Consider the following 25,709-nt stretch of genomic DNA (forward strand, 5'->3'; position numbering starts at 1 on the left):
AAGATGAAAAATTCAAGATCAAAATATATTCACTACATATTTTTCTTTGCATTGGCCGTTTCACTGGCTGCTTGTAAAAAGGAATATTTAAATCCTAACGCTGCTGTGGCAGATGATGTGCTCCTTTCCGCGAGAGGTTTGACAGGGGTTACGGTTGGCCTTCAGAAGAATTTCTCCACAACAAGGGCAGGGCTACTGTATGCTGCAATTACTGTTAATGGTATTACTACCAATGAGTTAATTTCTGTTAATACAGGAAATACCAATGAAGATCGGTTAATGACAGGCGGAGTGCAGGTAGATGGTGCAAATTCGGTATTGTTAAATGTTTGGACCAGTTCAAATAAAATCATCTACGATGCAGATAATGTGATTAATAATGCGGCTAATCTTGGCGATAAAGGTTTGGCTTCGGGTTTAATTGCACATGCCAGTATTTTTAAAGCTCTGGCTTTAGGTAATTTGTCGGAATTTTGGGAAAAAGTTCCAGCAGGAACGGGGCAAAATGTAACTTTTATAACAAGGACGGAGGGTTTTAATAAAGCTATTGCAACTATTGATAATGCTTTGGCCTTGATTGCTGCAAATCCAATCAGCACCTCGTTTTTGAGCAACATTCCTACAGGAGTAGATATTCCGAATACGTTGAATGCATTAAAAGCACGTTACGCCTTATTTGTTGGAAACTATGCCGTTGCATTAAGCAGCGCCAATGCTGTTGATCTAACCAAAAGATCGTCGTTCACTTACGATGCGCAAAATCTCAATCCCATTTTTGAAATTGCTACCTCTACTAATAATGTTATTCAACCAAAAAATATAAACTTAGGGCAAACTGGCGCGAATATTCCAGATGCAGGTGATGCCAGGATTCCATTTTATACTACAATTAATACAACTGTACGTATCAATGGTTTTGGTGCGGCTAGCTTAGCGCCAATTCCAGTTTATCTGCCTGGCGAAATGACTTTAATTAAGGCAGAGGCCTATGCCCGTCAAGCTACGCCGAACTTAACTTCTTCGCTTACTGAGCTGAATAAGATTGTAACCAAAACTGCTGCTACAGATCCTTTTGGTGTTGGTGCGGCATTGCCAGCACTAACAGGTCCTTATACACAGCAACAGCTGTTAGACCTGATTTACAAACACCGTTGTATCGAACTCTTTATGTCTGGACTAAAACTGGAAGATATGAGAAGGTTCAATCAGCCATTAACCGATCGTAAACGTAATTTTTTTCCTTATCCTTTCGCAGAAAGAGATAACAATACTAACACCCCTGCAGATCCAACTTTCTAGCAGCATAAAAAGAGCCCCGATTTCATCGGGGCTCTTTTTATAAAATATTCAATTCTTTAGCACGGTAACCGGCTAAAGATTCGTGTTCTACTTCTAACTCGGTGATTAAATAGCTTATATTTTCTATCGGGCAAACTTTAAGCCTCAATGTGATATCTAGTTTTTCTGAAATACAAAGCACCGCTGTTTTTTTCGCGCAGGCTACCATGGCCTTTTTGAGCTGGTTAATTTCCCAATCGGTATCAGTTAGTCCTTCTTCCGGGTGTATCGCACTTGTACCCATTAAGCATAAATCGACCTTAATTTCAGCTAATTGACTAATTACATGGCCGCCATAGGTTATCTGAGAGTTTTTTGAAAAAAGACCACCAATTAATATCACTTCAATATTGTTGTATTTGGCCAGTTCTACAGCAACAAGCGGACTAATGGTAAAGAATGTGGCGCCCAGGTGTTGTGGTAACTGTTTAACAAATTCTAAGATCGTTGTGCCTCCGCCAATGAGCACCACCATGCCGTCTTTGATCAAACGGATTGTTTTTTTTGCAATCACAATTTTACTATCTCTTGCATATACAGTACTATCATCGAAAGAGCTATGATATGATTTAGATAAAGCTCCGCCATGCACTTTAAACAGTAGGCCATCATCAACAAGTTCCTGCAAGTCTCGTCTGATCGTGTCTTCCGAAACATTAAGCAATTGAACCAGATCTGAGGTTAGCACCCGGTTGTGCAGGTTAATCTGGCGCATGATGAAATCGTGACGTTCTTTTTTCAGCATAAATCATTTGATTTTCTACGAATGTATAAAAACATTTTAAAAATATATTATTTGCGTGTTTGTGCGTGTTTATGCAATAATGTTTTGTGTGATAGCTAAATATACTTTATTTAAATGTTTTTTTATTGAAAAACATTTATGATATTAGCTAAATATTAAAGTAAAATGCGTTATTATGCGTGTTTTGGCAAACAATAAAAACTAACAACTAAACAATCACTTCATTCCCCTAAACTGGCAGTTTATGAAAAAAAAACTACTATTAATTTTTCTTGGTACGTTTTTGTTGCTGGCTCACGCCATCGCGCAGCAAATAACCGTTACCGGTAAGGTTACATCGGCTGATGGACCTTTACCAGGCGTTTCCATTCGAGTGAAAGGAAGCACAGTCGTTTCGCAAACCAATGCAGATGGAAATTATTCTATAAAAGCTTTGAAAAATGAAACACTACAATTTTCTTTTATTGGCTATAAAACCGTAGAACGAGTTATTGGAAATACGGTAATTAATATCGTGTTGGTAAACGATGCTAGCAACTTAGATGAAGTTGTTGTAACAGCATTTAATGTCGCCCAAGATCGAAAAAGTATTAACTATGCTTTTCAAAATGTGAAGTCGAAAGATATCGAAGAGTCTAGGCAGCAAAATATTGTCAATGCCTTGCAAGGTAAAATCGCCGGTGCAGTTATCACAAGCTCAGGCGGTGGCCCGGGAGAAGGCTCTGCAATTATTCTTCGTGGAGGTACTTCTCTGGATGGGGATAACCAACCGCTATTTGTTGTTGACGGAGTACCATTGGATAATAGCTCTTTTGTAGAATCAACGGCGCCCGGAGCAGGAAGTGCTTTCAATGGTGTATTAGGTCGTAGTGTTGGTACTCCCAATCGTGCATCAGATATTAATCCGGATGATATAGAAAGTGTAACCGTTTTAAAAGGACCGGCTGCTGCGGCATTATACGGCTTAAAGGCTGGTAATGGTGCTATTATCATCACAACTAAAAAAGGGAAAACTGGTTCAACAACAATAACATATAATAATGTGTTTTCTTGGGATAATGTAATCAGATTACCAGAAACTCAATCCATCTATAAACAAGGAACTGCCGGGATTTATAACCTTACCAGTAGAGATTCGTACGGCTCAGAGTTTGCGCCAGGCGAAACCATTTACGATAATTTAGGAGATTTCTTCGTTACAGGTAAATCACAAACACATAATTTAAGTGTTTCTGGTGGTTCTGATAAATACACGTTTAGGTTTTCAGCATCTAATGCTAACCAAAACGGAGTTGTCCCTCAAACGGATTATGGTAAAACTTCTGTTAGGCTATCAGGAAGTGCGATAGCCAGTGAAAAATTTACTTTTACCGGATCGGCCAACTATATGAGAACAACAGGCAGACGACCACTACAGGGACCTGGCTTGTTCGGTGGTACTGGTGGATTTTTGGTAAGCATATTCAATTGGCCCAAGAATGATAATATGAAGGATTATTTAAGCCCTGATGGCACCAGAAGGCGACTACTGGCAAGTGCTACGGGAGATACAGATAACCCATATTTCACCATTGATAAAAATCCGCAGACAGATTCAAATGATCGCTTTTTAGGTAATGCGGGTGCTGAATACAGACCTTTCAAATGGCTTAAAGTAAATTATACCCTCGGTACCGATTTATACACGGAAAGAATTCAAAGTGTAAGGGCCGTGGGAACATCGCTGCCTAATAACTTCAATGGAGGAATAGGACAAACAGTTAATACGTTTCAGAGTTTAACTTCCAACCTCTTAATTAGTGCAGAACAAAGTTTCGGAGATTTTAGTACCTCGCTTTTGGTTGGTAATGCGGTAGATCAAACCAAATTTTCTACTGTTGATTACTTAGGTTTAATTTTTCAAAATCCAGATTTCATCAGCGTAAACAATACTGTAAACAGAAGTTTGATAGAAAGAAATTCGCTTAAGCGAATTATCGGCGCTTTTGGAAGTTTCAACGCTGACTGGAAAAAAACTATTTTCTTAAATTTAACAGGCCGTAACGATTGGTCATCTACACTTCCTACCAAAAACAGGTCATTCTTTTATCCTTCGGTAAGTTTGGGGTATGAATTTACAAAATCCTTGAATTTAGAGAGTAATAAGTGGCTTAGTTATGGAAAACTTAGACTTTCTTATGCTGATGTAGGAAAAGATACTAGTCCATACAGAGTAGAATCTCCTTTACAATCAAATACATTTATTGGTGGAGGTTTTAGATATGGTTTCTTTGGTAATAACCCGGAGTTGAAGCCAGAAAGGCGGACATCATTTGAAGCAGGCTTGGATCTACAGTTTTTTGATCAAAGATTAAGGTTGGATGCTACTGTTTATAGAGATAGAACAAAAGATCAGATTATAGCACCAAGGGTGAGTCAGGCAACTGGATTTATTTTACAATATATTAATGGCGGATTAGTAGAAAATAGAGGTGTTGAATTAATGTTATCTGGCACACCAATTAGAAACAAAAATTTTAACTGGGATATTAACTTCAACTTTGCTTCTAATAAAAATGAAGTTTTATCATTGCCTTATCCACTTACTATTGTGAGGAATTCTGATGCATCAATTATAAACGTTGCGGAAGGGGCTTCCTATCCGGGAAAATCTTTAACCTCAATTAGTGCGACAGATTATATCAGAGATCCTGAAGGACGGATTATTATTGATGCCAACGGTTATCCAACATTTAATACCTTATTTACTTATGCTGGCGACAGAGCACCGAAGTTTACAATGGGGCTTAATAATACCTTTAGATATAAAAATTTAGAATTTAGTTTCTTGGTGGATATCAGAAAAGGTGGCGACGTAATTAATGGTAATGAATGGGAATTAGTGAGAAGTGGATTAAGTATGCAAACCGCAGAACGTAATAAACCAGTGATTTTTGAGGGTGTTGTTAAAAATGCAGATGGCAGTTTTAGTCCAAATACCAAACAGGTTGAATTAACCCAGGGATACTTTGAAAATAATTTGGCTGCTGTTGGTACGGCATTTATTGAAGATGGATCTTGGATTAGATTGAGATCAGCAACCATTAATTATACATTGAATAGAAAGTATCTTCCTAAGTTTTTCTCTACACTAAATCTATTTGTAACCGGTAGAAATCTTGTTCTGCTGACTAATTATTCAGGTATCGACCCTGAAGTAGGGGTTTCGGGTGCCGGTGTTAGAGGAGGTGGCTCTGCTGGATTAGATTATGGTGGGGTTCCTAGTAGAAGAGGTTTTGATTTAGGTTTGAAGGTTGGTTTTTAATTGATTATAGTTATGAAAAGAATAATAATATTTATAATAGCGGTAACCTTCATTACGAGTGTTATATCTTGTAAAAAAGGATTTTTAGATGTAAATACGGATCCAAATAATCCAACATCTACAACCCCTAATTTTTTACTTCCAAGTATTATTTCGAATGGTTTTTCTATGCAGGCCTTCGAAGCTTACCAATTTACGGGTCTTTTCACTCAGAATATTGGTAGAAGGGGTGCCCCAAACGGAGCATTTGAGCAATATTACTTAGCACCAAATGTAAGACCGTTCCAGGATACATATCAAATTGTTGGAGCAAATATTCCACCAATGATTGATATTGCACAGAAAGAAGGTTCGCCTTATTATGTAGGCGCAGGTAAAATCATGTATGCGCTTATTTTAGCTCATGCTACAGATCTATTAGGGGATATTCCGTATACAGAAGCATTTAAGCCCGCTTTAACAATTTCTCCAAAATATGATACTCAAGAATCGATTTATGCAGCCGTAAACAAATTATTGGATGAAGGAATTGTAGAATTGCAAAAGCCTGCATCAAGCAATAGCAGGCCATTCTACATTAGTACTCCGAGTATCAGTGGTGATATTCTTTATAAAGGCAATACCGCATTATGGATTAAACTTGCATACTCTATTAAAGCAAGACAGGCTAATCATTTAACAAAAAAATCATCTTATAATCCAACAGCAGTATTAGATTTGATTGATAAGGGTTTAAGTTCGAATTCTGAAGATGCTCAACTACAATGGCAGGCTGTAACCAGCACGGTATTAAATTCTACAAATGTATTTGGTGCAACACGGAATAACATGTCTGCATTAACATATGGCAGATTTTTGATAGAAATGCTAAATGGTAAAAACTTGTTAGGTGATGCAGCTCTTCCCGATGATCCGCGACTTGCAATTATGGCAACCGCCACAAGCACAGGAACACAACCTGGTGCTAATAATGCTCAGGCATTAGGAACGGGTGTTGTTTCTGATTTCTACACAAGCTGGTATGCAACAGAAGTTTATAACGCAGCTAATAATTCAGGAGTCTTTCAGATTTTAACCAATGCAGAAGTTCGCTTTATTGAAGCAGAGGCCGCGTTTAGAGCAAATAATATGCCTAGAGCTTATAAAGCATATCGCGATGGTATCATTGCTCATATGGATAAGCTGGGTGTTGCAGCCACTGCTAGGGATGCATATATGTTAACACCGGCAGTTGTACAGTTGAGCACAAGTTTAACACTAAAGGATATTATGCAGCAAAAATACATTGCGCTTTTTATGAATCCTGAAAGTTGGGCAGATATGAGGCGGTTGGATTACAGCCAGACTGTTTACCCTGGATTCTATTATCCAACAAATGCTAATCCTGTTGCAAAGGGTTTGTTTCCTCAGCGAACATTATATCCATTAACCGAAATACAACTTAACCCAGGTGAGGTTGAAAAACAGGGAGCTAATGCACAAGATTATTTTTTAAAACCATTATGGTGGAATCAACCATAATCATATACATTATAACATGAAAAAGACATTCATATTTTATCTGCTATTTGCTTTTGTAGTGGTTTTAAACGCCTGCGATCGTAGCAAAGATCCTATTTATCAAAAAATAAATGATAATAGGTTTCCTGTAATATTTTCTAACACCACTTTTGTTACTCCATCAATTCCTACTGCCGGTTTAGCAAAGGGAAGTGTTGTTAAGGTTGAACTTAATTTTTTACCAACTGATCCGGTAAAAGAAATTCAGTTTTACCAAAAAGTAGATTTGGCCGACTCAACACTTATTTCTACAATTCCTTATGCTCCTGCATTTTCGAAAAGTAAGAATTGTGATACGCTCATTTATAATTATACGGTGCCTTCAGCCCCAGCTATCGGCGCTGCAATTGTAGTTCGTGCCAGAGTTTTGAATCAGAATGGATTATTTAAAGATCGGTCATTTAACTATAAAATAAAATAACCAGATACCTTTAAATAGAAAAAGCAGCCAAGTGGCTGCTTTTTCTATTTAAAGCGATTTCTTACAAAATTTTAAAACCTAAACTCAGTTGAAATAAGTTAGGTTTTTGCGTGTACTTTTCGCTTTTACTGATGTTTGATAAACCAGCTTCATAACGCAAATCAACTGAAATACTGCCAACATCTACACCCGCACCGGCTTGTAAACCTAATGCCTGGTTTTTGTAATTGTCGAAATCGGTAGCTTGCTGGTAAGCAGAACTAAATGAAGAATTTTCGTCTAAAACAAACGAAATAACCGGACCAGCCATCAAACGGAAGTTTAAATTTTTAGCGCCAAATTTTGTTCCCAATAAAACAGGAACATCTAAAGTGGTAAATTTTACTTTTCCTTCAGCTGAAACTTCATTCCCGTTATCCTGTGTAATGCTGATAAATTTGTTGCCTTTACTGCCAATGTAGGCCTCTGGCTGTACATAAAAGCTGGCACCACCAATACGTGCCCAGGCACCAATCTGATAACCTAAACGGTTTTCTTCACTTGCGAAATCTGCATTTAACTTGGCCAAGTTTACGCCTGCTTTAACCCCAAGGTTAAAGGTTTGTGCCTTTGATGTTGCCCAACCCAAGGTTAGGAAAACAATAGAGAAGATGATCTTTTTCATGTTGTTTAAATTGTTTTTTAAGGGTTATAAAACCATAAACAGCGTTTGAGCAATTTAACCTGCGTTTTTTGTGCTATGGTTCTTTTTAAAATTTGCATCAAACCGCTGTTATACCGGGTTAGGTTTTATAACGCGGTTTTAACACAATTATCGTGCAAAAATATTCCGCGAATCTCTACTTTTTTTGTCACATCACATAAAAAGGTATTAACCTGAGCAAATATTTTTTACTTTTGCATCAAATAAAATATGCCATGGCTAATTTTCAACTTACTTCAGAAACTGCGTTTAAAGTAAAAACTAAATTTTTAAGGAAATACCGCGATCTGGCGAACGAACCTTTAGAATTTACGCCAGGCAAAGAAGATCAGTTAATTGAAGATTTAATGCGTTTGGTAAAACGCGACCGTACCTACATCGAATTTACAATTCAAAAAGCACTTGCTGATACCAAAGGGAACAGACTTTAGTTTATCTCTTTACAAAGCCATTTCTGTTTCTTTTTAGCGTAACGCTTAATTTACGCATCGACCAAATAAGCTGTTTTTAATCTTTATCGCTTTTTGTACATTTACGTTTGTACACAATTACTAAATAATCTTTCAAGCACGGCTCATCTATTAATTTGCACGATTTGGAATTAAAATATAAAGGGGATGAAAAAACTAAAATATGGTCTTTTAGCAGCAGGTTTCGGGCTGGCTGTTTTATCTTTTTCATTTAAGGAAGATTTGTTTCTGGTTTCTAAAAACCTGGATATTTTTGCTTCGCTCTATAAAGAAATCAACATTAACTATGTAGATGATACCAATGCCCCGCAATTGATGAAAACCGGTATTGATGCTATGCTGGATAGTTTAGATCCTTATACCGAGTATGTTCCCGAATCGGAAATTGAAGATTACAAGTTGAAATATGTAAGCACGCAGTACGGAGGTATTGGTGCCAGCACTGTTTTTATCGATGGCAAACTGTTTATTAACGATGTGAGTGAAGGTTATCCCGCAAATAAAAGTGAAGTTAAAGCCGGAGATCAGGTAGTGAGTATCAACGGAATTGCGGTAAAAGGTAAAGATCGTCAGGAAATTAGTCAGTTGTTGCGTGGCCCCAAAGGAACGCCGGTTGATTTGCTGGTGATCAGAGATGGTAAAGAAATTACAAAAAAACTTGTCCGTGATGAAATAAAACAACCTAACGTATCTTACTCCGGAATGGTTGGCGACGGAATAGGTTATATCAAGCTTGATAAATTTCTGGAAAATTCTGGTCAGGAAGTTAAAGATGCCCTGTTGGCTATTCAAAAAGAAAACCCCAAAGGTGTTGTTTTAGATTTGAGAAACAATGGCGGGGGTATTTTGCAGGAAGCGGTTAAAATTGTGAACCTTTTTGTGAATAAAGATCAGCTTATTGTAACCCAAAAAGGCAAAAATGTAGAGAAAAACATTGCCTATAAAACACTTTTAACCCCAGTTTCTACTTCTGTTCCGCTGGTGGTGTTGGTAAACGGAAATTCGGCCTCAGCTTCAGAAATTGTGGCCGGTTCGTTACAGGATTTAGATCGTGCCATTGTAATCGGTCAACGTAGTTACGGCAAAGGCCTGGTTCAGCAAACCTTCAACCTGCCTTATAACAGTTTGGTTAAAGTAACGGTTGCTAAATATTATACCCCATCAGGCAGGTGTATCCAAAAATTAGATTATGCACATAAAAATGCTGATGGCGTTGCAGAGCGTTTTGCCGATTCGACCATGGTCATGTACCAAACCAAAGCAGGAAGAAATGTGTACAGTGGTAATGGTGTTTATCCTGATATTGTGGTTGATGCCAAAAAGCTCAGCCCGATTACGATTTCAATGATCAATAAAAACCTGTTCTTCAACTACGCAAATCAATACCGGAAAGAGAAACCAAGTCTGGCATCAGCCAAAACGTTCCAGCTATCAGATGCAGATTATGCAACATTTTCTGGCAGCCTTGCCGATAAAGATCTGGCTTACCAAAGCCGTACCGAAAGATTGCTTTCCGATTTAAGGTTAGAGGCTGAAAAGGAAAATAAATCTGCTGAAGTGAAAACCGATCTGGAAAATCTTAAATATAAACTTACCTCTTCTAAAAAAACTGATCTGGTTAGCCATAAAGCAGAAATTAAAAGGGTTTTAGAAACACAGATTGTGAGCCGTTATTTTTACGAAAAAGGAAGAATTGAGCAAAGCTTCCAATACGATAAAGAATTGGCTGCGGCGAAAAATCTTTTTACCAATCAATCGCAGATACTGGCCATTTTAAAAGGAGATGGCAATTATAAGGTGATTGGAAAACCAACCAAAGCCACCGCATCAATAGACTAAACCCGACTAAACTATACCGCTATCCCTTATGAAGAAATTAGCCCTGATATGCCTTGTGCTATTAAGCGCCTTACAGTTAAAAGCACAGGATTATACACCTGCGGCCGCTAATTTAAAACAAAGAGCCTGGTTTAACGAAGCCCGATTCGGCTTATTTATTCATTGGGGGCCTTTTAGCATCCCGGGAAGTGGCGAATGGGTAATGAACGAACGGAAGCTGAATGTTCATAATTATACCAACCTGAAAGATTTTTTCAATCCGGTTGAATTTAATGCTGAGCAATGGGTGAGTATGGCGAAGAATGCCGGAATGAAGTACATTACGCTAATCACCCGCCATCATGACGGCTTTAGTATGTGGGATACGAAGTATTCTGACTTCAACATCATGAATACGCCTTATAAAAAAGATATTGTAAAAATGATGGCCGATGAGTGCCATAAACAAGGTATAAAACTATACCTGTATTATTCGCTGTTAGATTGGCGCAGGGAAGACTATCCGCATGAAACCGGCCGTACTGGTCAGAATTCGGGCAGAACCGGCAAAGGCGATTACGCCAGTTATTTGCAGTTTATGAAAAACCAGCTGACCGAGTTGTTAACCAATTATGGTGAAATCGGAGGGATCTGGTTTGACGGGCATTGGGATCAAACCGAACCAGAAGGATCAAAAGACCGGACTTCGCGGATTGATTGGAAATACAATGAAATTTATGGTTTAATCCACAAACTTCAACCACAATGTATGATTGGTAACAACCATCACCTTACACCCTTTGCCGGAGAAGATTTTCAGATGTTCGAGCGCGATCTTCCGGGCGAGAATAAATCGGGCTTGAGCTTTCAAAAGGCATCAGATAAATTACCACTCGAAACCTGCGAAACCATTTCAAATTCGTGGGGATATAATTTGAGCGATACCTATTACAAATCGAATAAAGAACTGGTTCATATGTTGGTTAAAGCCGCGAGTTTGGGTTCTAATCTTTTACTGAACATTGGTCCGATGCCAAGCGGTAAAATCCAGCCAGAGTTTCAAGACCGGTTAACAGGCCTGGGCGATTGGCTTAAAATTTATGGCGAAAGCATTTATGGTACAAAAGCTGGATTTATTAAACCGCAAGCCTGGGGCAGCATTACACAAAGCGACAATAAAATTTATATCCACCTGGTTGACGGAAAAACGGCATCCCTTGATTTAGAAAACGTTCCGGTAAAGAAAATTAAAAAGGCATATTTACTAAAAGATAAAAGCCCGGTAAACTATACCTTTAAAAAGTCGAAATTAACCATTACCACAACTTTAAATGGGGCAGAACCCGATCAGGTAATCGTTTTGGAGATTGGCTAAGAGGACATTTATATATGCTGTCATCCTGAACGTAGTGAAGGATCTTTCCGAATTTCAATCAAAAAAGTCGTCATTGCTTCCCCGAAAGGTCGGGACAAGTTGTCGGCTGAAAAAGCCTTCTCGCAATGACGATCTCTCTTGTTCAAAAGCCTATTTATCTTCCTATAATTGGGCTTAATTCAATGCTTTTACTTAATTTCAACACAATTCTTCACCTCTTTATAAGAAAATAAACGTAAAACGTTTTACTTTTAGATTTTTAAATCTATTGTCGGAAATTATAAGCACCATGCAGTTCAAGAAAATCTCTTCCATTCTATTTTTAACGGCCTCTCTTTTTACCAATAATACCTTTGCACAACAAAAAACGAATTTAACCCAGTATATCGATCCATTAATCGGATCAGCAAAACATGGGCATGTTTTTGTAGGTGCCAATGTTCCGTTTGGGGCTGTACAGCTTGGGCCGAACAATATTTTTGAAGGCTGGGACTGGTGCAGTGGATATAATTATGCCAGCAATACCATTACCGGTTTTGCGCATACGCATTTAAGTGGTACCGGTATTGGCGACTTAGGTGATATTTCGATTATGCCCGCAACCGGAAAAACGCTTTTAGAAAAAGGCAAAACGGCCAATGATCCTGCAGGTTATTTATCTACCTTTTCTCATCAGCATGAAACCGCTAAAGCTGGTTATTATAGTGTGCTGTTAGAGAAATATGGCATTAAAGCCGAACTAACTGCGACCGAAAGGGTAGGTTTTCACCAATATACCTTTAAAAAAGACGCTGAAAATCCACATATCATTATCGATTTGATTGAGGGTATAGGCTGGGATGCGCCTGTATCTGCTTCATTTAAACAGCTTGATGCTACCACTATTGTAGGGCATCGTAATTCGAAAGGCTGGGCCAACGATCAACGTTTATATTTTGTAATTAAACTTTCACAACCGATTAAAAGTCTGGCATTGTATGACAGCACTGCAGTGAAAAGTGGCGCGGCATTATCTGGCAAAAAACTAAAAGCAGCGGTAAGTTTTAATGCCATTAACAACGATAAATTACAGATTAAAGTAGCTTTATCTCCGGTAAGCATCGAAAATGCCATTTTAAATCTAAAAACAGAATTACCAGGCTGGGACTTTGCATCAACAGTTAAAAACGGTGATGCAAAATGGGAGAAGGAACTCGCCAAGGTAAAGATTGAGGCTTCAAATACAACCAAAAAGGTGTTTTATACCGCTTTGTATCACACGATGGTGGCGCCATCACTTTTTAACGATGTAAACAAAGATTACCTGGGTACAGATAAAAAGGTGTACAAAAAGGCCAGTTTTAATAATTTAACTACTTTCTCTCTTTGGGATACCTACCGTGCAGCAAATCCGCTTTTCACGATCCTGCACCAGGATAAGGTAAACGATGTGGTAAATACCATGCTGGCCATTTACAAGCAACAGGGTAAACTACCGGTTTGGCATTTAATGGGTAGCGAAACCAATACCATGGTAGGCTATCATGCCGTTCCGGTTATTGTTGATGCTTATTTAAAAGGCTACCGCGGTTTCGATGTAAACCTGGCATACGAAGCCATAAAACAATCGGCCATGCAGAAAACGGATGGCATCGAATACATTCAGGAGCTTAAACATATTCCGGCCGATAAAATAAACGAATCAGTGGGTAAGGCTTTGGAATATGCTATTGACGATTATTGCATCGCTCAAATGGCGAAAGCACTAAACAAAACGGCAGATTACACTTACTTTAGCAAAAGATCGAAGTTGTATAGTTTATATTTCGATCCAAACGTTCAGTTTATGCGGGGTAAACTTACCAATGGAAACTGGAGAAGTCCTTTCGATCCTTTTTCATCCAAACACCGTGAAGATGATTACGTAGAAGGCAATGCCTGGCAGTATACCTGGTTGGTGCCACAAGATGTAGAAGGGCTGATTAATCTTTTTGGAGGAGATAAAGCTTTTACCAATAAACTCGACTCGCTATTTACCTTACCTTTAGATTTAGGGACCAATGGTTCGCCGGATATTAGCGGATTGATTGGTAATTATGCACAGGGAAATGAACCCAATCACCACATTCCCTATTTATATACTTATGCAGGCCAGCCATGGAAAACTGCCGATCTGATCCGTAAAATTGATAAAGATTTTTATTCGGCTAAACCAGATGGATTGTGCGGCAATGAAGATGTAGGGCAGATGAGTGCCTGGTATGTTTTCTCAGCAATGGGATTTTATCCCGTAAATCCGGCAAACGGTGCTTACGTTTTTGGAACGCCTTTGATTAACAGTGCTAACATTTCATTGCCTGGGAATAAGAAATTCGATATTAAGGTGATAGGTAATAGTGCTGAGCATAAATACATTCAGAAAATTGTACTGAATGGCAAAGCTTATACAAAATCATTTATCCTGCATAAAACCATTACAGCAGGAGGAAATATGCAAATTTACATGGGCAATAAACCATCGGAAAGCTGGGGCGTAAAACCTGGGGATAGACCAACATCCGGGAAATAATTCCAGATGAAAAAGAGGTTAGTTTATCTGGATTTTGTCTGGTTGAGCTTGTCGAAACGCCCTGCACGGCGTTGTGTAAGGTCCTTCGACAGGCTCAGGATGACAATTCTAAATACATCCTCATGAACATCAACCATAACAAGTATCAACTAAATATCTTAAATAAATGAAGAAAATATTTTTACTTTTTTTACTCTGTTCAGCTTTAATTGTCGATGCGCAACAGCGTTACGAGTTAAATTCGGGCTGGGTATGCACCAATATTAAAGAGGCAAAAGCTAACGGCTCAGAAATTTCGAAGGCAGGTTTTTCGACCAACAACTGGATGCCTGCAACTGTTCCCGGAACGGTATTAACCACTTTGCTAAATAATAAAAAGGTTCCAGATCCATTTTATGGAATGAATAATGAAAAAATTCCGGATGTATATAAAACGGGTAACGACTATTATACCTATTGGTTTGTAAAAGATTTCGAGGAGCATGCTGTGGGTAACGAACAGGTTTGGCTGCAGTTTAGAGGAATAAATTACAAAGCCGAAATTTATTTAAACGGAAAAAAAGTTAATCCGAAAACCCAGGTAGGCATGCACCTTAGGGCGCAATACAACATCACTAAACTGTTATCTTCGAACGGAAAAAACAGGCTGGCTGTTATCGTTTATCCACCAGATTTTCCGGGCAATCCGAATGGTGGACAAGGTGGCGATGGTACCATTGCAAAAGGCTTAACCACACAATATACAGCTGGCTGGGACTGGATTCAGCCCACCCGCGACCGTAACACGGGCATTTGGGATAAAGTGACTATTGAGAAAACAAAAAGTATAAATATCCAGAATCCACAAGTAATCACCCTGGTTCCGGGCAAGCGTTTACCCGAAGGCAAACAAAATCCAGCTACAGTTAAAGTTTCGGTTGAAGTAGAAAATCCTACCGGCCAGGCGGTTTCAGGCACCTTGCAATATCAAATTGCCGGAAAGCTGATTAAACAGCCTGCCACTATCGCGGCAAACAAAACCACCACAGTTAAACTACCGGATTTACAGCTCGAAAACCCTAAATTATGGTGGCCAAGCGGATATGGGCCGCAAAACCTGTATGAGGTGAAGATCGAATTTGTAGCCGCCAATCAGGTATTAGACCAGGAACAGCTTAAAGTAGGGGTTCGCCAGATTGACAATATCTGGAATGGACATACTCAAAGTATGGGCGCCTATGTAAACGGACAAAAGATTTTTATTAAAGGAGGCAACTGGATTATTTCTGATGCAATGCTCCGTTTTAGTGATGCCCGTTACGATGCCGAAGTACGTTACCATAAAGATATGAACCTCAACCTGATCAGGATTTGGGGAGGGGCAATTTTAGAAAGACCAGAGTTTTACAACGCCTGCGATAAATATGGTTTATTGATATTCCAGGATTTCTGGTTCAGTGGTGATTGTAATGGCCGTTGGGTAGATCCGATGAAAAAGGAAGACCAATGGACACGCAGAAATTATCCTGATGATCATCATTTAACCTTAACAGCCATTGAAGATCAGATCAAGATGATCAGGAACCATGCTTCGCTGGCTTTTTGGTGTGGAGGGAATGAAATTACACCACCTGAAGACATTTTAGAGCCGTTAAAAAACGATATCCTGCCGCGCCTGGATGGTACTCGAAAACTTTTCGATTTCTCTAATAGCGACGAAATGTCGTTCAATTCAATCGGTGGAAATGGCGATGGCCCTTACGGCATACAGGACATTAAAACTTTCTGGGGCACCAGAACCTTTCCTTATAATTCGGAAGTTGGATCGGTAGGTGTAGGCGATTATGTTTCCCTGCTCCGTTTTATCCCAAAAGAAAACCTGATTGCACCGCAATACAAAGCTAAACCCGATTCGGTGTGGGATTACCATAAATATATTTCTTATGAGCAATACCTTAATCCATACGGTAAGCCAAAAAGTGCAGAAGATTTTGCCATGAAGGCCCAGCTGGCCAATTACGATCAATACAGGGCATTAATGGAAGGTTTTTCTAATAAAATGTGGGATTGGTATACCGGATCAATCATCTGGAAAACCCAAAATCCATGGACAGCCATGCGTGGACAGATGTATGATTATTACCTTGATCCTAATGCCTGTTTATATGGCTTAAGAAAAGGGAGTGAGCCCTTGCATGTGATGATGAATCCTTTGGATAGTATGGTTACCATCGTAAACAATGGGTTCACCACCAGAAATAACCTGATGGTACAAGCGAAAGCTTATGATATGGATGGAAAAGATTATTTCTATTCGCAGGTATTCAACTCAGTAGGTCCATCTTCGGTGAGGAGACTTTTTCCTATGAACGAATTCTTAACCAAACTGGATAAAAAAGAAGGTGTATTTGTTTCTTTAAGGATTTTAGATCAAAAGCAAAATATTTTAAGTGAGAATATTTACTGGCTTCCTGGTAAGGACGGTGAATATTCGGGGTTAAAAAACATCAAACAAACACCATTAAAAGTAGCAGCTGTCAATCAGAAAAATGGTAAGGTTACCGTGACTTTGAGCAATGCAAGCGGAAATCCGGTGGCATTTTTTAACCGTGTTGCTTTAATAAACGGCAATAGCGGTGAACGTATACTCCCTGCTTTTTATGATGATAACTATGTAAGTATTTTACCAGGCGAAAGTAAAACGGTAACGGTAGAATATACAGGGAAACAAAGTAATCTGGGTGTAGAGGTATACGGCTGGAATGTAGCAAAGCAGAAAGTAAGTATTCAATAATAGCAAAGTTCGTCATTACTTGTTAGTCGGGATTTATAATCCCGACTTTAGTGCTAAGGATTTTAAATCCTTTGGTGGATTGCAAATCCACACCTCATTCAGTCGAGATTGCAAATCTCGACTAACATGATCTAAAACAAAAAAAGGCGACACTTTACGTATCGCCTTTTTCCATTTAATATGTTTTACAGCCTTAGCTTACGCCGTGTAATTTTACTTTTAATCCGTCCATATTGTTATTTAACTGCAACTGGCAGGCTAAACGCGAATTTGGTAACAGATCAGGCAAGGTATCTAACATGGCATACTCATCGTCTGTCATTTCGTTCAGTTTCTCTTCGCCTTCTAACACATCTACGCAGCAGGTAGCACATAAGGCCATTCCGCCACAGGTAGCCAGAATATCGTACTCTGATGCTTTTAAAAACTCCATCAGGCTTAAACCCATGTCAGTTGGTGCAACGTGTTCCGTAACCGAGCCATCCGGCTCTTGCATATATATGTTAATGTTATTTTCCATTTTTTTTAGTTCTCTTATGTTTGTAGCGACAAATATAGGAGAAAGCTTAAAATTCTGAAACTCCGTTTACAGTTGTATATTTCATGGTATATTTCACACCTGGGTTCATGTAAGAATAAGCACTGTGGCTCATTAATGCTGCCTCGTGGAAACCACACAGAATCAACTTTAATTTGTTGGTGTACGTGTTGATATCGCCAATAGCATAAATTCCAGGGATATTTGTCGAATAATCATCCACATTAACCTCAATTGCACTTTTGTTGATATTTAAGTTCCAATCTTCGATTGGACCTAATTTAGGACTTAAACCAAATAAAGGAATTAAGTGATCAGCTTCTACTACCGTTTTTTCCATGGTACGGTTCTGAACAATTTCTACTTGTTCTAATTTATCCGTTCCCTGTACAGCCTGAAGGTTGCTGTTTAAAATCAAATTGATTTTTCCGCTTTCTGCCAATGCCATTACTTTGGCAACCGAATCTGGCGCACCACGGAAACTCTCGCTTCTGTGCACTAAAGTTAATTCAGAACAAACTTCAGCTAAGTAAATGGTCCAGTCTAAAGCAGAGTCACCACCTCCGGCAATCACCATTTTCTGATCGCGGTACTTCTCAGGATCAAGGATCATATAATTTACGCCTTTACCATTCTCAAAGTTTTCTAAGTTTTCTACAGCAGGTTTACGTGGCTCAAAGCAACCTAAACCGCCTGCAATTACCACCACTTTAGCTTCGATAACGGTACCCATATTCGTGGTTAAAACGAAATCTGCCTCGCCACGCTTTTCTAAACCTTCAATACGCTCGCCTAAAGTAAACGTTGGATGGAAAGGTTTTGCCTGCTCCATTAAGTTATCGATAAGTTCCTGAGCCAACACAGAAGGATAACCAGGGATATCGTATATCGGTTTTTTAGGGTAAATTTCAGACAGCTGACCACCAACCTGCGGCAAGTAGTCAATTAAATGGCAACGCATTTTTAATAAACCGGCTTCAAAAATGGCGAATAAGCCAACCGGACCAGCGCCTATTACGGCTATATCAGTAGTGATCATTAAAAAAAATTTGACGCAAAGTTACAAAATAAAGTATTATCAATTCTGCTATTTAGAAATATTCTAGATAATTTTGTAATAATGTTGTATTCAATATTTTATATGCTTTGCATTGGCTAAAAACAAAAGTTAAGGGTTTTTAGGAGTTTAAAGCAAATTATAATTGGTCTATGGATTTAGTGGGTTTTGTCATATCCCCGGTAAATTGTCATACTGTCCCGAATGTTCGGGAGCGAAGCTAAATCTACCTCGGTAGATCTCTCCATTTCGCTACGCTCCAGTCGAGATGACGAATTTTTGGGGTTCAGAATGACAAAAAACACGTTACCAGTTCATTCCTAAATTCTGAAATACAAAACTCCATACATCAGCAGCCTCTTCAATCAATTTCGTAGTGGGTTTGCCTGCACCGTGTCCCGCTTTGGTTTCGATCCTGATTAAAACAGGGTTTTCGCCTTTATATTTTTCCTGTAAGGTTGCTGCAAATTTAAAGGAGTGTGCGGGTACCACGCGGTCATCATGATCGGCAGTTGTGATTAATGTGGCCGGATAATTAACCCCGCTTTTTAAGTTATGGAGCGGCGAATATTTAATCAGGTAATCGAAATCTTCTTTTTTGTCGCTGCTTCCATATTCAACGGCCCAGCCCCAGCCTACGGTAAATTTATGGTAACGCAACATGTCTAAAACGCCAACAGCAGGCAAAGCCACTTTAAACAGGTCAGGTCTTTGCGTCATGCAGGCACCGACCAACAGGCCGCCATTTGAGCCGCCAGATATGGCTATTTTAGCCGGATTGGTATATTTTTCTTTAACCAGGTATTCGGCTGCGGCGATAAAATCGTCGAAAACGTTCTGTTTTTTGGCTAACATACCACCTTTGTGCCAGGCCTCGCCATACTCGCTTCCACCCCGTAAACTCGGCTGAACGTAAATGCCACCACGCTCTAAAAAGAGCATCCGCGAGAGGCTGAAGCCTGGGGTTAAACTAATCTGGAAGCCGCCATAGGCATACAGATAAACGGGATTGTTGCCATCCAGTTTGATGCCTTTTTTGTGTACGATAAACATGGGTACTTTTGTGCCATCTTTTGATGGATAAAATACCTGTTTGGTTTCGTAGTTATCGGTGTTAAACTGCAGGTCTGATTTTTTATATAATATCGATTCGCTTTTATTGATATCGTAACGATAAATCGTGCCCGGAGTGGTGAAGTTGGTAAAGGTATAAAAGAATTCTTTGTCTTCTTTGTACCCGCCAAAGCCTCCAACGGTTCCGATAGCTGGTAGTTTTACATCGCCAATTTTCTTTCCCATTAAATCAAACTGAACAATATTGGTGCTTGCATCTTTTAAGTAGGATGCCCAAAGAAATCCTCCGCCAGTTCCAATACCTTCTAAAGCCAGTTTAGATTCAGGGATAATCTTCTGCCAGTTTTTAGGATCTGCATTTTTTGGATCGACTAAAACTACCTGTTTGTTTTCGGCACCGAGGTCGGTATTTACCAGCAGTTTATCACCGATATTATCAACAACGCTGTGGTTGTTTTCAAAACCTTTAACCAGTAAGGCAATTTTGCTATCCGGCGCTTTTAAATCCTGATAATAAAGTGCATTGCCCGAAGTACCCGCACTGGCGTAAACCACCAGAAAGCGTTCATCTTCGGTAACGTTGGCGCCAAAATATAGATTTGGATTGCTTTTGTCTTCAAAAATTAACTGATCATTTTGCTGCTGATCGCCTAATTTGTGGAAATACACTTTTTGGTATTTGTTGGCTGCTGAAAGATCGGTTCCTTTAGCGGGCTCGTCAAATTTACTGTAGTAAAAACCATCACCTTTCCAGGCTGCACCAGAGAATTTAGTCCATTTCAGCTCATCGGCTAATTTGGTTTTACTGGCAACCTCCATGATATAAATATTGCTCCAGTCTGATCCCGCCTGTGCAACGGAATAAGCCAGGTATTTTTTGTCGTGCGAGAAACCAAGCAATGAAACGGCTGCTGTTCCATCTTTTGTGAGTTTATTGGGATCGAGAAAAATCTCTTCCTTACCTGCTAATCCTTTTTTAATAAACCAGATACTCTGGTTCTGGAGGCCATCATTTTTAGTAAAGAAATAATATTCGCCCACCTTAAATGGGGCACTTTCTTTAGGGTAATTCCATAATTCGGTTAAGCGCTTTTTAATATCCGCGCGGTAAGGAATTTGCTCCAGGTAGTTTTGGGTAACCTTATTTTCGGCGATAACCCAGGCTTTTGTTTCTGCCGAGGTATCATTCTCCAGCCATCTGTAAGGGTCGGCAATGGTCGTTCCGAAATAATTATCTTTTGTACTGTCTTTTTTTGTTTCAGGGTATTTCATCAATGTTATTTTTTCTGCAGGTTTTTTGCCCTGGTTACAGGCAAACAGACTTAATGCAAATAAGCTCAATAGAATTTGTTTTTTCATGGTTTTATTGTCTTTTTTAATGAGGATACTTCGTATTCAGATTATTTACTAATATATGTTTTTACCTGCGGCTTGATTGCACAGATTTTTAGATTTCGCAGATTAAGGTGCTTTAAGCTTTTTTCTTTAGTCTCCAGAATTTTACCATTGAGAAATTAAGGGCATTAAGGTTTTTCTCTCGCTTGCCCATATTACAAAACAAAGATTTACACGGAGTTTGGTTCCTTACTTTAATCATTGACCTTTTACCTTCGGGTTGATTGCAGAGATTATAGTGGTTTAAGCTTTGATCCTTCTTCTTTAATTTCCAGAATTTTACCATTGAGGAATTAAGGGCATTAAGGTTTTTGTCTCGCTTGCCCATATCAAAACAAAGATTTACACGGAGTTTGTTTCCTTAATTTAGTCTTTCCGCTTTTTTCCTTTCGGGTTGATTGCACAGATTTTTTGATTGCACAGATTATAGTGGTTTAAGCTTTGGTCTTTCTTCTTTAGTCTTTCCGCTTTTTTCCTTTACCTTTGAAAATCCATGGCAAAAAATATTTACTTCGCTTCCGATTTTCATTTAGGCACACCCAGTTATGCCGAAAGCCGTGCCCGTGAAGCGCGTATTGTAAGCTGGTTAAATTTTATAGAACCGAATTGTGGCGAACTGTTTTTGATGGGCGATATTTTCGATTTCTGGTTCGAGTACGCTAAAGTAATTCCGAAGGGATTTATCCGTTTACAGGGTAAGTTAGCTGCCATGGCCGATGCCGGGATAAAAATCTACTTTTTTAAGGGTAACCACGATATGTGGGTGCGCGATTATTTCACTCAGGAAATCGGTATGGAAATCATCAGCGATGAACTGATTATTGAAAGGGGTGGCAAGAAATTCTATTTACACCATGGCGATGGCTTAGGACCAGGGGATAAAAAATATAAATTCTTAAGAAAGATTTTTAGAAGCAAATTTTGCCAATGGTTATTTGCCCGTTTGCATCCAAACCTGGGCATTGGTATTGCCAATGGATGGAGCCGGGGCAGCAGGGCTGCGCAAACCGAAAAGGAAGTTTTTTTAGGAGCGGATAAAGAATGGCTGGCCATTTATGCCAAAGAGCAGTTACAGAAGGTGCATTTCGATTATTTTATTTTCGGACACAGGCACCTGCCGCTCGATATCGATTTGGGTAATGGAAGCCGCTATGTGAATATTGGCGAATGGCTTAATTATAATTCTTACGCAGTGTTTGACGGGCAGGAGTTGAAATTGGAGTATTATAAGCCAAATTTATAGTTCCTATTTGTTTTTTGGAAAGCAGAACCTGTAGCATCAGTTTAATGTTTGCCGGGCTTTTCGTTATAGTCCCGATTTTGAAGGAAAATCGGGAGCTGCCACTGCAATCCCGTTTAGGTACCCGGGTTTGTGCTGCTATTAGATTTGCATAGTGCTTAGATGCACCGCCCTCAGTTTATAAACCTGATAGAGCGAAAAGCCCGGAGCGAGGAACGAGTGAGGACTTGGAGAGATAGCAGGGCTACCGGCTGCCACAGGTACAGAACCTTTCATTTTCAAAACCTTTAAAACGCTTTCCCTTTGTAAATCAGTTTTTCAGCACTGTTTGATGTTTTTTGGAAAGCAGAACCTGTAACATCAGTTTAATGTTCGCCGGGCTTTTCGTTATAGTCCCGATTTTGAAGGAAAATCGGGAGCTGCCACTGCAATCCCGTTTAGGTACCCGGGTTTGTGCTGCTATTAGATTTGCATAGTGCTTAGATGCACCGCCCTCAGTTTATAAACCTGATAGAACGAAAAGCCCGGAGCGAGGAACGAGTGAGGACTTGGAGAAATAGCAGGGCTACCGGCTGCCACAGGTACAGAACGTTCATTTCCAAAACCTTTAAATAATGCTTTCCCTTTGTAAATCAGTTTTTCAGCACTATAATTTGATGTTTTTTGGAAAGCAGAACCTGTAACATCAGTCTAATTTTCGCCGGGCTTTTCGTTATAGTCCCGATTTTGAAGGAAAATCGGGAGCTGCCACTGCAATCCCGTTTAGGTACACAGGTTCCTGCTGCTATTTGGGTTTGCATAGTGCCTGGGTGCACTGCCCTTTGTTCATAAGCCCGATAAAACAAAAAGCCCGGAGCGAAGTATGAGCAAGGACTTGGAGGGATAGCGGACTATCGCCCTCCACGGGCTTAGAACCTTTCATTTTCAAATTGAACTGTAGCGATTTCAATTTATGTCTAAGCGATTAGCCAATTAACCATCCTTCCTTTCCAAACTAATTCAGCTTTTTTCCTTATTTTTGCATTTCCTGAATTTTTGGGTCTATGCCAAGCTCAGGAAATTTCAACAAGAATAAATATGTTAGATAAATTAGAAGCTATAAAGCTGCGTTGGGAAGATGTGGAAGAATCGTTGAGTAATCCGGATGTAATACAGGATATGAAACGCTTTGCGGCTTTAAATAAAGAATATAAAGACTTAGGCAAGATTGTGGATGAATATAAAATCTACAAAAATGTGATGAGTAATATTGATGCCAACAAAGAAATTTTAGCTACTGAGAAAGATGCTGAAATGCGTGAGATGGCAAAAGAAGAGCTCGATCTTTTGTTAAAGCAACAGGAAGAAATGGAAAGCAATATCCGTTTGATGTTGATTCCTAAAGATCCGGAAGATGCTAAAAATGCTGTATTTGAGATCCGTGGCGGTACCGGTGGTGATGAGGCGGCTTTATTTGCCGGCGATTTATACCGCATGTATACCCGTTATTTCGAAACCAAAGGCTGGAAAGTGGAAACTGTTGATGTAACCGAAGGTACTGCTGGTGGTTATAAAGAGGTGATTCTGAAAGTGAGTGGCGATGATGTTTATGGCCAGTTAAAGTACGAAAGTGGTGTACACCGCGTACAGCGTGTGCCTGATACCGAAACACAGGGTCGTGTGCATACTTCAGCTGCATCTGTAGCAGTTTTACCAGAAGCTGAAGAGATTGATCTTTACATTAATCCTGCCGATATTGAATTGCAAACTTCGCGCTCAGGTGGTGCCGGTGGACAGAACGTAAATAAGGTAGAAACCAAGGTGCAGCTAACGCACAAACCATCGGGTATTGTGGTGGTTTGTCAGCAGGAACGCTCGCAGTTGGGTAACCGCGTTATTGCAATGGAGATGTTGCGTAGTAAACTTTACGATATCGAATTGCAGAAAAAGAATGGCGATATTGCTGCTAAACGTAAAACAATGGTATCAACCGGCGATCGTTCAGCGAAAATCAGGACCTACAATTATCCTCAGGGCCGCGTTACCGAACACCGCATCGGATTAACGATGTATAACCTGCCAACCATTATGGACGGCGATATTCAGGAGATTATTGATGCGCTTCAGTTTGCTGAAAATGCAGAGAAGATGCAGGAAGGTGCTGTAGGTTAAGGAGTTAAATATTTTTAAAAAAAAAAGTTTGCAAATTAAGATATAGTCTCTATATTTGCAACCTCGAAAGAGACAAGAGGTTCGAACTTTAAAGAAGAACAAAAGGAGTGGTAGTTCAGCTGGTTAGAATGCCTGCCTGTCACGCAGGAGGTCGCGGGTTCGAGTCCCGTCCATTCCGCAACAAAAGCCTTAACTTGAAAAAGTTGAGGCTTTTTTGTTTAAGAATCATTTTGATTAAAATATTTAGAATGAGGTTCAGTGTGTTACGTAATTATTGATTAAAAAGTCGGTTATTATAGTGATAAACTGAATATAGTGTCTATATTTGCATTCCCGAAAGGGGAAAGAGGTTCGAACTTTAAAGAGAACAAAAGGAGTGGTAGTTCAGCTGGTTAGAATGCCTGCCTGTCACGCAGGAGGTCGCGGGTTCGAGTCCCGTCCATTCCGCAACAAAAGCCTTAACTTGAAAAAAGTTAGGGCTTTTTTGTTTTCTGATAGTAGCAATTATTCATTTCTTCGCAATAAAAAGGTGAGCAATTCGGTGAGCACATTAAACGATATGAATGCTCACCGATTATAGCTTAACAGTTTTTATAAGCTATTTCAATCATTAACATCTTGACTGGAAGTGATAGAATTAACAATTTTGTTTCACTTTAGTCCTTTGTCATGAGAATAAACATCAATCTGCTTTTTTATTTAAAAAGCGCTCCAATTACAAAACCGGTCCAATCACCATTTATTTAAGGTTTACAGTCAATGGTAAACCTGCAGAAACTTCAACGGGAAAGCCATGTGATCCCAACCGCTGGAATGCACAGGCCGGAAGAACCTCAGGTACAAAAGAAGATACCAGGGTTTTAAATTCTTTTTTGGACAGGCTACAGTCAAAAGCTCAGGAACTTCACCAATTGATGGCGGTAGGGAGCGAAACTGTTACGTCAGAAACGGTTAAAAACCGCTTTATCGGAAAGACTCTGCAGTTAAGGACCCTTGTTACAGTTTTTTAAGATCACAACTTTAAAATGAAAAGCCACATGGAAAGGAGTACGAAAGAAGTACTCTTCAGCGCTATGAAACCTGCCTAACGCACGTCATAGATTTTATGCAGTTAGATAGATTATTCAAGTAAAATATGTCTAGAGTTTTATAAATTTTAGACATATTTTGTCATTAATTACATCTATATAGATAATTAG

The 25,709-nt window shown here is 39.3% G+C and carries 17 protein-coding genes, 2 tRNA genes and 1 pseudogene; 14 read left to right on the forward strand and 6 right to left on the reverse strand.

The window, feature by feature from the left end; translation table 11 throughout:
- Nucleotides 1–3 precede the first annotated feature (3 nt).
- The gene (locus CA265_21940; protein ID ARS42173.1) at nt 4–1,299 is read left to right on the forward strand and encodes a RagB/SusD family protein; all 1,296 of its coding nucleotides are present in this window, start codon (nt 4–6) and stop codon (nt 1,297–1,299) included.
- 37 nt (nt 1,300–1,336) lie between these two features.
- Here CA265_21940 and CA265_21945 read toward each other — a convergent pair whose 3' ends face one another.
- Nucleotides 1,337–2,083, reverse strand: a complete 747-nt coding sequence (locus tag CA265_21945; GenBank protein ARS42174.1) for a DeoR family transcriptional regulator — start codon at nt 2,081–2,083, stop codon at nt 1,337–1,339.
- 244 nt (nt 2,084–2,327) lie between these two features.
- On the opposite strand from CA265_21945, the gene CA265_21950 reads away from it, so the two are divergent.
- Genes CA265_21950 through CA265_21960 form a run of 3 tightly spaced genes read left to right on the forward strand, consistent with a single transcriptional unit; the run spans nt 2,328 to nt 7,368 of the window.
- The gene (locus tag CA265_21950) at nt 2,328–5,387 is read left to right on the forward strand and encodes a SusC/RagA family TonB-linked outer membrane protein (GenBank protein ARS42175.1); all 3,060 of its coding nucleotides are present in this window, start codon (nt 2,328–2,330) and stop codon (nt 5,385–5,387) included.
- Between the two features lie 12 nt (nt 5,388–5,399).
- A complete protein-coding gene (locus CA265_21955; protein ID ARS42176.1) occupies nt 5,400–6,908 on the forward strand; it encodes a hypothetical protein in 1,509 nt (502 codons plus the stop codon).
- A 16-nt stretch (nt 6,909–6,924) separates the two neighbouring features.
- Nucleotides 6,925–7,368 (forward strand): hypothetical protein, encoded by a 444-nt coding sequence (locus tag CA265_21960; protein ID ARS42177.1) that lies wholly within the window; start codon nt 6,925–6,927, stop codon nt 7,366–7,368.
- A gap of 61 nt (nt 7,369–7,429) precedes the next feature.
- Here CA265_21960 and CA265_21965 read toward each other — a convergent pair whose 3' ends face one another.
- Nucleotides 7,430–8,032, reverse strand: a complete 603-nt coding sequence (locus CA265_21965; GenBank protein ID ARS42178.1) for a hypothetical protein — start codon at nt 8,030–8,032, stop codon at nt 7,430–7,432.
- Nucleotides 8,033–8,286: 254 nt separating this feature from the next.
- Between CA265_21965 and CA265_21970 the strand changes: the two genes are divergently transcribed.
- The 5 genes from CA265_21970 to CA265_21990 all read left to right on the forward strand — a co-directional run bounded on the left by CA265_21970 (nt 8,287) and on the right by CA265_21990 (nt 17,055).
- Nucleotides 8,287–8,502, forward strand: a complete 216-nt coding sequence (locus CA265_21970; GenBank protein ARS42179.1) for a hypothetical protein — start codon at nt 8,287–8,289, stop codon at nt 8,500–8,502.
- 186 nt (nt 8,503–8,688) lie between these two features.
- A complete protein-coding gene (locus CA265_21975; GenBank protein ARS42180.1) occupies nt 8,689–10,380 on the forward strand; it encodes a peptidase S41 in 1,692 nt (563 codons plus the stop codon).
- A 28-nt stretch (nt 10,381–10,408) separates the two neighbouring features.
- Entirely contained in the window at nt 10,409–11,734 is a 1,326-nt protein-coding gene (locus tag CA265_21980) for an alpha-L-fucosidase (protein ARS42181.1), read from the forward strand.
- A 289-nt stretch (nt 11,735–12,023) separates the two neighbouring features.
- A complete protein-coding gene (locus tag CA265_21985; GenBank protein ARS42182.1) occupies nt 12,024–14,282 on the forward strand; it encodes a sugar hydrolase in 2,259 nt (752 codons plus the stop codon).
- Nucleotides 14,283–14,448: 166 nt separating this feature from the next.
- Nucleotides 14,449–17,055, forward strand: a complete 2,607-nt coding sequence (locus tag CA265_21990; protein ARS42183.1) for a glycosyl hydrolase — start codon at nt 14,449–14,451, stop codon at nt 17,053–17,055.
- Nucleotides 17,056–17,248: 193 nt separating this feature from the next.
- Here the strand turns inward: CA265_21990 and CA265_21995 are convergent, their stop codons facing one another.
- The 4 genes from CA265_21995 to CA265_22010 form a co-directional block, all read right to left on the reverse strand.
- A complete protein-coding gene (locus CA265_21995) occupies nt 17,249–17,575 on the reverse strand; it encodes a ferredoxin (protein ARS42184.1) in 327 nt (108 codons plus the stop codon).
- Nucleotides 17,576–17,621: 46 nt separating this feature from the next.
- A complete protein-coding gene (locus tag CA265_22000) occupies nt 17,622–18,632 on the reverse strand; it encodes a ferredoxin--NADP(+) reductase (protein ARS42185.1) in 1,011 nt (336 codons plus the stop codon).
- Between the two features lie 324 nt (nt 18,633–18,956).
- Nucleotides 18,957–21,083, reverse strand: coding sequence for a S9 family peptidase (locus CA265_22005; protein ID ARS42186.1), 2,127 nt, complete (start codon nt 21,081–21,083; stop codon nt 18,957–18,959).
- Between the two features lie 112 nt (nt 21,084–21,195).
- Entirely contained in the window at nt 21,196–21,447 is a 252-nt protein-coding gene (locus tag CA265_22010; GenBank protein ARS42187.1) for a hypothetical protein, read from the reverse strand.
- Nucleotides 21,448–21,612: 165 nt separating this feature from the next.
- On the opposite strand from CA265_22010, the gene CA265_22015 reads away from it, so the two are divergent.
- From CA265_22015 to CA265_22035, 5 genes and pseudogenes are all read left to right on the forward strand, one after another.
- Complete coding sequence (locus CA265_22015) at nt 21,613–22,362, forward strand: UDP-2,3-diacylglucosamine hydrolase (protein ID ARS42188.1); 750 nt, start codon at nt 21,613–21,615, stop codon at nt 22,360–22,362.
- Nucleotides 22,363–23,436: 1,074 nt separating this feature from the next.
- Complete coding sequence (locus CA265_22020) at nt 23,437–24,510, forward strand: peptide chain release factor 1 (GenBank protein ARS42189.1); 1,074 nt, start codon at nt 23,437–23,439, stop codon at nt 24,508–24,510.
- Between the two features lie 104 nt (nt 24,511–24,614).
- Nucleotides 24,615–24,691: transfer RNA gene (locus tag CA265_22025), tRNA-Asp, on the forward strand.
- A gap of 192 nt (nt 24,692–24,883) precedes the next feature.
- Nucleotides 24,884–24,960, forward strand: a tRNA-Asp gene (locus CA265_22030).
- Between the two features lie 281 nt (nt 24,961–25,241).
- Nucleotides 25,242–25,642 (forward strand): annotated as a pseudogene (locus CA265_22035) (hypothetical protein).
- Nucleotides 25,643–25,709 lie beyond the last annotated feature (67 nt).

The sequence above is a fragment of the Sphingobacteriaceae bacterium GW460-11-11-14-LB5 genome, assembly GCA_002151545.1.
Taxonomy (GTDB): Bacteria; Bacteroidota; Bacteroidia; order Sphingobacteriales; family Sphingobacteriaceae; genus Pedobacter.

Coding starts and splice junctions, on each gene's coding strand:
- CA265_21940 (ARS42173.1), top strand. CDS start 4: ATGAAAAATTCAAGATCAAAATATATTCACTACATATTTTTCTTTGCA.
- CA265_21945 (ARS42174.1), bottom strand. CDS start 2,083: ATGCTGAAAAAAGAACGTCACGATTTCATCATGCGCCAGATTAACCTG.
- CA265_21950 (ARS42175.1), top strand. CDS start 2,328: ATGAAAAAAAAACTACTATTAATTTTTCTTGGTACGTTTTTGTTGCTG.
- CA265_21955 (ARS42176.1), top strand. CDS start 5,400: ATGAAAAGAATAATAATATTTATAATAGCGGTAACCTTCATTACGAGT.
- CA265_21960 (ARS42177.1), top strand. CDS start 6,925: ATGAAAAAGACATTCATATTTTATCTGCTATTTGCTTTTGTAGTGGTT.
- CA265_21965 (ARS42178.1), bottom strand. CDS start 8,032: ATGAAAAAGATCATCTTCTCTATTGTTTTCCTAACCTTGGGTTGGGCA.
- CA265_21970 (ARS42179.1), top strand. CDS start 8,287: ATGGCTAATTTTCAACTTACTTCAGAAACTGCGTTTAAAGTAAAAACT.
- CA265_21975 (ARS42180.1), top strand. CDS start 8,689: ATGAAAAAACTAAAATATGGTCTTTTAGCAGCAGGTTTCGGGCTGGCT.
- CA265_21980 (ARS42181.1), top strand. CDS start 10,409: ATGAAGAAATTAGCCCTGATATGCCTTGTGCTATTAAGCGCCTTACAG.
- CA265_21985 (ARS42182.1), top strand. CDS start 12,024: ATGCAGTTCAAGAAAATCTCTTCCATTCTATTTTTAACGGCCTCTCTT.
- CA265_21990 (ARS42183.1), top strand. CDS start 14,449: ATGAAGAAAATATTTTTACTTTTTTTACTCTGTTCAGCTTTAATTGTC.
- CA265_21995 (ARS42184.1), bottom strand. CDS start 17,575: ATGGAAAATAACATTAACATATATATGCAAGAGCCGGATGGCTCGGTT.
- CA265_22000 (ARS42185.1), bottom strand. CDS start 18,632: ATGATCACTACTGATATAGCCGTAATAGGCGCTGGTCCGGTTGGCTTA.
- CA265_22005 (ARS42186.1), bottom strand. CDS start 21,083: ATGAAAAAACAAATTCTATTGAGCTTATTTGCATTAAGTCTGTTTGCC.
- CA265_22010 (ARS42187.1), bottom strand. CDS start 21,447: ATGGGCAAGCGAGACAAAAACCTTAATGCCCTTAATTCCTCAATGGTA.
- CA265_22015 (ARS42188.1), top strand. CDS start 21,613: ATGGCAAAAAATATTTACTTCGCTTCCGATTTTCATTTAGGCACACCC.
- CA265_22020 (ARS42189.1), top strand. CDS start 23,437: ATGTTAGATAAATTAGAAGCTATAAAGCTGCGTTGGGAAGATGTGGAA.